The sequence below is a fragment of the Archangium sp. genome (assembly GCF_036388035.1).
GTDB lineage: Bacteria > Myxococcota > Myxococcia > Myxococcales > Myxococcaceae > Archangium.
This window is the reverse complement of the sequence record NZ_DASVSO010000844.1, coordinates 1-8,241: the sequence shown is the minus strand read 5'-3', so window position 1 is coordinate 8,241 and position 8,241 is coordinate 1. Positions and strand designations below refer to the sequence as shown.

General features: G+C 70.3%; 5 protein-coding genes. 1 reads left to right on the top strand and 4 read right to left on the bottom strand.

The window, feature by feature from the left end; translation table 11 throughout:
* Together VF697_RS34775 and VF697_RS34770 are read right to left on the bottom strand one after the other, a co-directional pair.
* Positions 1-1,156, bottom strand: a 1,156-nt coding sequence (locus VF697_RS34775; protein ID WP_331101836.1) for a cysteine peptidase family C39 domain-containing protein, incomplete at its 3' end; no start/stop codon positions are given.
* 3 nt (positions 1,157-1,159) lie between these two features.
* On the bottom strand, positions 1,160-2,371 hold the full coding sequence (locus tag VF697_RS34770; RefSeq protein ID WP_331101834.1) for an HlyD family secretion protein: 1,212 nt from the start codon (positions 2,369-2,371) through the stop codon (positions 1,160-1,162).
* A gap of 333 nt (positions 2,372-2,704) precedes the next feature.
* Between VF697_RS34770 and VF697_RS34765 the strand changes: the two genes are divergently transcribed.
* Positions 2,705-4,489 (top strand): hypothetical protein, encoded by a 1,785-nt coding sequence (locus tag VF697_RS34765; RefSeq protein WP_331101832.1) that lies wholly within the window; start codon positions 2,705-2,707, stop codon positions 4,487-4,489.
* 961 nt (positions 4,490-5,450) lie between these two features.
* Here the strand turns inward: VF697_RS34765 and VF697_RS34760 are convergent.
* Both VF697_RS34760 and VF697_RS34755 read right to left on the bottom strand, forming a co-directional pair.
* Positions 5,451-6,953 carry a DUF4388 domain-containing protein gene (locus VF697_RS34760; protein ID WP_331101830.1) on the bottom strand — a complete coding sequence of 501 codons (1,503 nt, stop codon included), beginning with the start codon at positions 6,951-6,953 and terminating at the stop codon, positions 5,451-5,453.
* A gap of 12 nt (positions 6,954-6,965) precedes the next feature.
* On the bottom strand, positions 6,966-8,241 hold a 1,276-nt coding region (locus VF697_RS34755), incomplete at its 5' end, for a GGDEF domain-containing protein (RefSeq protein WP_331101828.1).

Genomic DNA, 8,241 nt, shown 5'->3' with positions numbered 1-8,241 from the left:
TGTCGAGGAACGCGAGCCGCAGGCGGAGCTCCAGCCGCCGCCCCAGGCGGAGCGTCCCGAGCGAGAGGGGCAGCTCGAGCGTGAACAGCACGCCCAGCAGGGCGAGCAGCGTCACGACGCCGGCGATCCGCTGCTCGGCGGTGGTGAGGTAGCGCCCCGCGTCGATGACCCCGCGCAGGAGCAGCGCCTCCAGGAAGCCCCCCACGGCCGCGGTCACCCCCAAGGCGGCGAGCACCCTCGGCGTGAGCACCCCATCCCGGCGCAGCAGGGCCACGAGCTCCCGCAGGGGCCGGGTGGGCGCCTCGCGCAAGACGGCCTCGAGCCCCGGGGACAGCGGGGGCTCCTCCTCCCCGCGCTCGCCCCGCAACCCCCGGGCCCGGATGCACACGACGCCGCGCAGCGTGAGTTCCTCGGCGTCCGGCGCTCCAAACGCCGTCCAATAGGTGGGGGGAATGAGCGCCTCGGCGCGCCCCTCGTCCAGGGCCGTGCGCACCTCGCCCAGGAGCTGCTCGACGAAAGCCGCCGCCTCCCCCCGCTGGAGGCCACCGCCCTCCACGAGCGTCTGCACCAGGCGCACCGTCGCATCCAGGCAGGCCAGGCCCTTCCAGCTGGAGTCCCCGAGGGCCTCGGAGACGAGCCGCTCCGACATGGGCCCGTCGACGAGCGCGGACAGCCTGCGGCGCAGCCCCACGAGGGACTCCTGCGTGCCGGCCCACTCACGGAACGCCTCGGCGGGCACGGGCATCGCGTGCACGAAGAACCGGTCGAGCAGCTCGGGCAGGGCCACCCACCGCCGCCCCAGCGCCGGATCCATGATCTGCACGCGATTGCCCCACTTCTTCCACACCACCACGAAGTGCAGGTTGCCGTCCGCCAGCCGCACCACCACGATGGCGGGCAGTGCCCCGGTCTCGTCGAGGAGGACTTGATCGCGCGGGAGCATGGCCTGATCCGCATCCAGCCCCAGGCTGACGGCCAGCTCCTCGAGCACGTCCATGGACGTGCCGTCGACGTCGGTCTGGCAGACCTCTCGGAGCCGTCCATAGCTGACCGGCACGCCGAAGCCATTGAGCAGGGCCTTGAGGGCCGCCGGGCCGCAGTCCATGGCCGACGTCTGGATGACCTCTGGGATGAAGAGACGTGGTGCACCCGCCATGGCTCAGCTCCCCCCCTTGGGCAACTCCGTCTCACCACCCACTCGCAGGGCCTTGGGCTGCGTGCGTGCCGGTGCGTCGAGCCCCCGCCCGAGGGTGCGAAGCACGAGCCGCGACGGTGTGGCCTGCCCCACCGCGATGTCCACGAGGCCCGGCAGCCCGTGCTCGAGCGGAATGCCCGACGGCAGCTCATCCACCGACAGCTCGACTCGCACCAGGCCCTCGCGAACCTCACTCGCCACTGCCACCACCGAGGCCTCCAGCATGCCGAACTCCGTCCAGGAGAAGCCCTCCAACCGCATGCGCGCCCGCTGCCCCTCGCGGATACGCCCCAGGGCCTCGGGGGAGAATTGGGCCACGACGCGCACGGCTCCCCCCGCGACGATGGTCGCGATGGGGGCTCCGGCCTGGAGCTGCGCGCCCACCCGGACGGAGGCCGTCTCGCCGAGGACGCCATCCGCCGGCGCGCGGATGACACGGCGCTCCAGCTCCTGGCGCAGGCGCTCCACGTTGGCGCGCGCCACGCTCTCCTCCGCCTCCAGCCTGGCAATCACCCCCCGCAGCGCGGCGAGGCGGGTGCGCCGGTCGGTGGACTGCACCGAGCCTTCCGATCTCACCCGCGCCAGCGTGGCCCGCGCGGCCCGCTCCGTCGCCTGGGCGCGCTCCAGCTCCGTGTGGGACCTGCGCCACTCCATCTCGCTCAACACCCCGCGCTTCCAGAGCCGCTGGGTGGTGGCCTCCTCCTCCTGGGCGCGCCGCGCCACCGCCTCGGCATCGGCGAGCCGGGCCCGCGCCTCCTCCACGCCAGCGACCCCCTGCCCCTTCTGCTCCACCAGCCCGCTCTGCTCGGCCTCGAGCTCCGCGCGCGCCGCCTCCAGTTGCGGCCCGAGTCCTTGAAGCACGGCCTCCGCCTCCGCCACCCGGCGCTCCTCCTGCGCATGCTCCAGCTCCACGAGCACCTCTCCCGCATGCACGGCGCGGTGAAGCTCCACCTGCGTCATCACCACCCGCCCCTCCACGGGTGCATCAATCGCGTACACCTCGCGGTGGAGTTCCAGCCGCGCCTGCGCGCTGCGCTCGTAGACGATGATGCGCGCCTGGAGGAACCAGCCCCCCCAGACCGCGAGCAGCCCCACCGGAATCAACCAGAGCGCGGGCCGCCCTCGCCCGCGCACCAGGGCGCGCCAGGTGCGGGGGAACAGGCCCTCGACCTTCATGGAGGAGACCCTGGAGAGGGAAGCCGGATGAGCGCCCGGGCTCGTGCTGGATGAAGAGTGCCTGGCCAAATCGTCCCCTGTTTCAATGGTGTCGTCTTGTGGGTGGAGGGGACCCGTTGGCTTTGTCAGGGACTGTGACGCTCCTGGCGGCGCGGCTCGCTCGACCTCCAGGCGTGCACCCAGGTTCTCCGGAGGTGCCTGGCGTCACAAGAGCCGCGCCCCGCGCTCACTCCGCCCGTACGCGAAACACACCCGGCTGGAGCGACCCCTGTGCACCCGAAGGAGCCGTCCTCCTGGGGGACTTCAGCCGGGCCTGTGCCCAGGAGCTCTCGCATGAGTCAGAACGCTGTGTCGGTAGATCCCCACGAGACGCTGTACCTGCCGTTGCGGCGTCGCTTCCTGAGCGAGTACGTGACCACTCCCGAGGGCACCCGGGAGCTGCGCATCTTCTACGGCCTCAAGGAGATAACGATCGACGAGCCGGAGCTGCTCTCCTTCGGAGAGCACCTGCTCGAGCAGGACCAGTTCATGGCGGGCAGCGCCACCACCTGGAGCACGGGTGAGCCCTACCCCTGGGAGCGCGTGAGGGAGCTGCTCGAGTCGCTGCTGGCCGAGGACATCCTCTCGCGCGAGGCCCCGAAGCCCACGTCCGAGAACCGCCATCATCAAAGGTTCCTGGAGGCCGAGGCCCTGCGGGTCGCGCCCAGCGAGCCCCTGTGGTGGAACCCGGACTGTCCCCGCGTCATGGAGCGGCTGGTGGGGCGGCCGTTGGAGTTGGGCTTCCTCGAAGCGGTGCTCCCGGTGCATCGCCTCGCCCACCCGGCGCTCGACACGGAGGGACGCCATGTCGGGGAGAGCAACGTCTTCCCCGATGCCATGCGCATGAAGCTGCCGACCGATTGGCGAGCCTGCCCCTACCCGGGCAGCCGCTACCGGGACGAGGCGCTGATGAACGTGACGGCGCTCCGGTCGATGAGCCAGCACTGGAAGCCCGTGTTGCAGGAGGTGCTCGCGGTGCGCGAGGAATTCCTGCGCCGCTGTCCCCTGCCCCCGGACGGGCGCTGGCGGCTGGGGGACCTTCACGCCCTGTGCTGCACCGCGCTGGCCCTGCCGACCCTGTTGCTGATGCGAGCCAACGCGCCCGTCCCCAACCGCGAGTTGGATCCCGTGCTCTCCTCCCTGTTCCGGGTGACGGACGGCGTGCGGATGGTGGCGTCCTACATGCTCTTCTTCGTGGATGAGCCGATGCCGTACGACACGCCCATCACGGCGGCCGAGCTGGTGCGCTTCACCGAGCAGGACAACCACTTCCTGTCGACCCGAGGCGTCTGCGCCGGTCCCCCGCACATGGTGGAGGAGTTCCTCGCGACGCTGATGGAGGGCAAGCCCGTGGCGGGCGCTCCCAAGCCGGTGGCGGCGTGGGATGGCGAGCTTGCCGCGGCGATGGAGTACGGGATGCGGGGGCTCCAGCTCTATAGCCTCCAGTTCAACCTGTGGAGCCACATGTGCCGTGCCTACGAGACGATTCGCGCGGCGCTGCTCGAGGTGGAGGATGAGCCGGGGGGCGTCTGGAGCCGGCTGCGTGAGCGGGTCGAGCGCGATTGGCGGATGATCCTGCCCACGCAATTGCACCTCGCCCTCCAGCGAGACTGGCACGAGGCTCGCTACAACGAGCTGTTCGAACACGCCCAGCGCGGGCTGAGGGGTTTCCGAGAAGACGCGCTGCAGGACCTGCGAGACGTGTTCACGCCCGCGAGGGACGAGGTGGAGGAGCTGGCCCCGCGACTCCGGGAGCTGCTCCGCTCGCGCGTGGGCTCGCCCTTCGGGGCCCGGGGAGACGTCCTCGACACCGTGGCGGCCGTGACGGCGGAGTTCCTGGTGCTCGAGCGCTCAACGCTTCGCGCACTGGGAGGGGTTCAGCGTCAGGTCAACGCGCTGCTCCAGCGCCCCCACCCGGAGCAGAAGCTCTCCAGCGCGGAGCTCTCGCTCCATCTCCGCCTGCGCGAGGGCACCATCGGCGTGCTGCCCTACCTGCTGGACGTCTTCCAGGAGGAGCTGGGCCTCACCGTCGAGAACACGGAGGACGCCACCCGCTGCGGCCTGGTCGGCGTGCGCTAGCAGCAGCCCTTCCAGAGAAGGGTCCGCGTTTGATTCGCGTCACCAGGTTGAAATGTAACCTGTCTCGAAGTCACAAACGCCTCGACCGTGCTCAATCTGTACGTAGCGCATATCACTCAGGAGGAGCAAACACATGAAGGTCAAGACGAAGCTTCGCGGTGGTCGTCGGGGCTGCCCCATCTAGGCAGCGGTACCCATTGAACTCGCGGTCTCACCCAAGAGGAGCAAACACATGAAGGTCAAGACAAAGCTTCGCGGCGGTCGTCGGGGCTGCTTCTACTAAGCAGCGGCACCCATTGAACTCGCGGTCTCACCCAGTCGCCAGTGGGCGGAACATCGCCCGCTGGCGACTTTTTTCGTGGGAGGCCCTGCCCCGGCTCCCTCCCTGGGGGTTGCATGCCGCGGGGCTCCTCTTCCGGTCGCCGCTCGTCTCACGGCTCCTTCCCTGTCATCACGACTGGGTCCGATGAGCATTGACGAAGCGCACGGCTTCCACCACGACCTCTGGCTCCGTGAATTGCGGGAAGTCTGCCCTGCGATGATGTACTCGAGGGCCTGCCCATGGATGCTGGCTGTTTGCTTCGGAGGAAGAGGTTTCATGTTGGAGGGTGATGTCGGGCTGGGCTTTACTCCAAGGAGCACCCCTTCGAACATCCTCAGCGGCCAGCCAAACCCCTCCCCGCCCCCCAAGAATCCCTAACAAAACCGGCATGGCGCCCCGGCTTCAGGCGGATTCAGCCGAGGCCGAGGCGCAATTGGCCGTCAAGGCACAGCAGGGGCGAGGTGCGGGGAGGGATTGAGGAGGACGGGCCGGCCTGAAGCCTTACTTCCGGCGAATCCCTCTCCAACTCCTTCACCCGCTTCCGCACCTCGGCTACACAAAAACTTCGTGGACACTCCGCGAGCCCACGCTCTGAACCCATGGCGCCACGGCGGAACCCTCCACGCGACCGGAGAGGGATTACCCGGCGGCGGCGGGAGCGACAGGGCGCTGCACCTGCACGCCGGGCAGCAGCGGTGCCGGGTTGAGCGACAGGATGAGCAGGCTGCGCAGGGCCTCCATGAGGTCCTCCCCCACGCTGGCCGCTCCCGCCGGCGCTCCGTGCAGCTCCGCCGGCACCGGGTGGCCCACCACCACCACCGGAATGCGGATGTCCCACGCCAGGAAGTGCGCCAGCTTCACCGCCGCCTCCGCCGTGTCGAACAGCAGCGCTCCCGCGGCTCCCGAGCTGAACGGCCGCCACAGGGGCTTCGCCGCCTCCGCCGGAGGCAGCACGCAGAAGTCCAGGTGCAGCAGCTCGTGCAAGTCCAACCGCCCCAGCGTCCCGAAGCCGCTCTTCACCGCGGTGGGCTCGGCCGCCACGGCCGCGATGTCGGGCACCTGGGACAGCAACCGCCGCGCCACCGCCGGGCCACTGCCGCACACGAAGATCTTCGCGGTGGCCTCGCGCGAGGAGCCCTTGCCCCTCAGCATGCGCCCACGCAGCGCGTGCAGCTCGGCGGGCCCCAGCAGCGGACCGCCGCTCCCCGCCTCCGTCTCGCCCTCGGCCATGCGGGCCACGCCCTTTTGCAGCAGCGTGTGCAGCACGCCCACCACTTCCAGGTCCGTGGCCGGCGCCAGGTCCAGCACCTCGCCCACCGCCCGGGGCTGGCGCAGCAGCTCCACCACCTGCGCCGTCACCGGGTGCTGGTCCTGCGTCAGGTCCGCGTCCGGCGCGAGCACCAGCCGCGCGTTGCGCGGCGGCAGTCCCGGCAGCAGCCGGTTCACCTCGTCCGCCTGGCGCATCGCCTCCAGCAGCGAGTCGTCCATCCCGCGCTGGATGCGCGGCTTGCCCCCGCTGCCCCCCGGCGAGAAGGTGAACGAGCCCTCGGCCCACACCAGCAGCCGGAAGAGGGCCTTCTCTCCCTCGGCCCGGCCCACGCGCGCGTTCACCGGGCGGCCCTCCACCACGGAGATCTCCCCGCGCTCGTTGCCCCGCTCCAGCGTCAGCTTCCCGCTGCGCTTGTTCATCCCGAGGATCTGCATCAGGTCCGGGATGCTGAGCTGGCTCAGCGAGCCTTCGATCTCCTGCGCATCGCTCTTGAGGTCCTTGGCCGCCTCGTTGCGGCGGAAGACGTGCTCGATGCGCGAGAGCACCTCGTCGATGTTGAAGGGCTTGCGCAGGTAGCCGTCGCGCAGGCCGCGCAGCTTGTCCGCCTCGAACTGGCCGGTGGAGACCACCACCGGGATGTCGTCCGTGCGCGGGTTGGTGCGCAGGATGTTGATGAAGGTGCGCGCGTCCAGCATCCGGCACGCCTCATCGAAGAGGATGAGGTCCGGGTGGCGCAGCACGGCCACCTCCAGCGCGCGCGAGCCATCCGGCGCGTAGTGCACCTGGTAGCCCTTGGTGCGCAGCGCACGGGAGAGCGGGCGGACCGACTCGAGGTCGGGATCGGCGATGAGGATCTTTCGAACCTGGGCCACGGGCGCTCCCTGCTAGTACGGCTGGAGATCGTATTCCGACTGCAGGCGGGTGATGAGCCCGTCCACCACGGCGGTGTCCGAAGAGTGGAAGCCCCAGGTGGCGCCGAGCCCCCGGCGCTGGATGAGCGCGTAGGCGGCGCTCTCCGAGAGCCACAGGAGGAACTCGTGCCGGCCCATCCGCTCGTCCCCCTCCAGGAAGACGGGCGTGAGCGCCGGGTGCGACTCCAGGTCCGCCCGCCGTCCCAGCAGGTAGATGCGCGAGGCCAGCTCGTGCGGCGCCGAGTCCAGCCCCAGCGCGATGGGCAGGTCCGCGCGAATCTCCGGGCTGCCCACGTACAGCAGCCCGCGCGAGCTCGGATCCCTCAGCAGCTCGCGGGCAATCTCCGCCTGCAGCTCATCGAAGAGGACGTCGGACACCTTGCCCCGGCGCGAGGGCTCGGCGTTCTCCTCCACCGGCAGCTTGGGGCTGGAGGCGTTGCCGAGCAGCAGGTCCACCTCGTCCCAGAAGGGCAGCGTGTCCAGCATCAGCTTGCGCTGCAGCGAGGAGCGCCGCTCGTCCATGCGGCGGCGGCAGCGGTGCATCAGCTCGTCGAAGTCCTCGCCGTCCTTGGGGAAGGTGCTCGCCCCGCCCACCAGGGCCAGGGGCAGGCGCGCCTCCACCTCCTGCGCGTCCGGCTCCTCGCGCACCGCGGCCAGCGCGCGGCGCACGAACATCATCGCGCCGAAGAAGTCCGTCTCCGGCAGCAGCAGGTAGAACTCCTGGTCGCTCGCCTTGGCGATGACGTCCGAGTCCCGGACGATCTTCGAGAAGGCCTTGATGATGCCGCGCACGGCGCGCTTGGCGTCCTGCGCTCCCAGGCGCATCTTCACCAGGGGCAGGTTGTCCACGGAGAACGTCAGCAGCGAGAACGTCCGCCCGTAGCGCCGCGCCTTGTAGATCTCCTTGGAGGCGTAGTCGGTGAAGTAGCTGAGGTTGTAGGCGGCGGTGTCCCGGTCCCGGAGCCCGAGCCGCTGGAGCGCCTGCATCCGGCGGCCGTTCTTGATGCCCACCGCGGCCGAGTCACCGAGAATCTTCGCGTAGCGCACGTGCTCGGTGCGGAAGTTGCCGGCGAGCGGATCCGAGAGCTGCGCCAGGCCCATGATGTCCCCGCCGAGGACGAAGGGGACGTAGAGCACGGGCGAGCGCTCGTCGCGGGCGATCCACGGCATGGCCTCGCGCAGGCGGTTGCCGAGCGGCCCCTCGGGGCTCATGCGCTCGGCGAGGAACTGCCGGTCCAGCAGGCCCCGG

Coding starts and splice junctions, on each gene's coding strand:
- VF697_RS34770 (WP_331101834.1), bottom strand. CDS start 2,371: ATGAAGGTCGAGGGCCTGTTCCCCCGCACCTGGCGCGCCCTGGTGCGC.
- VF697_RS34765 (WP_331101832.1), top strand. CDS start 2,705: ATGAGTCAGAACGCTGTGTCGGTAGATCCCCACGAGACGCTGTACCTG.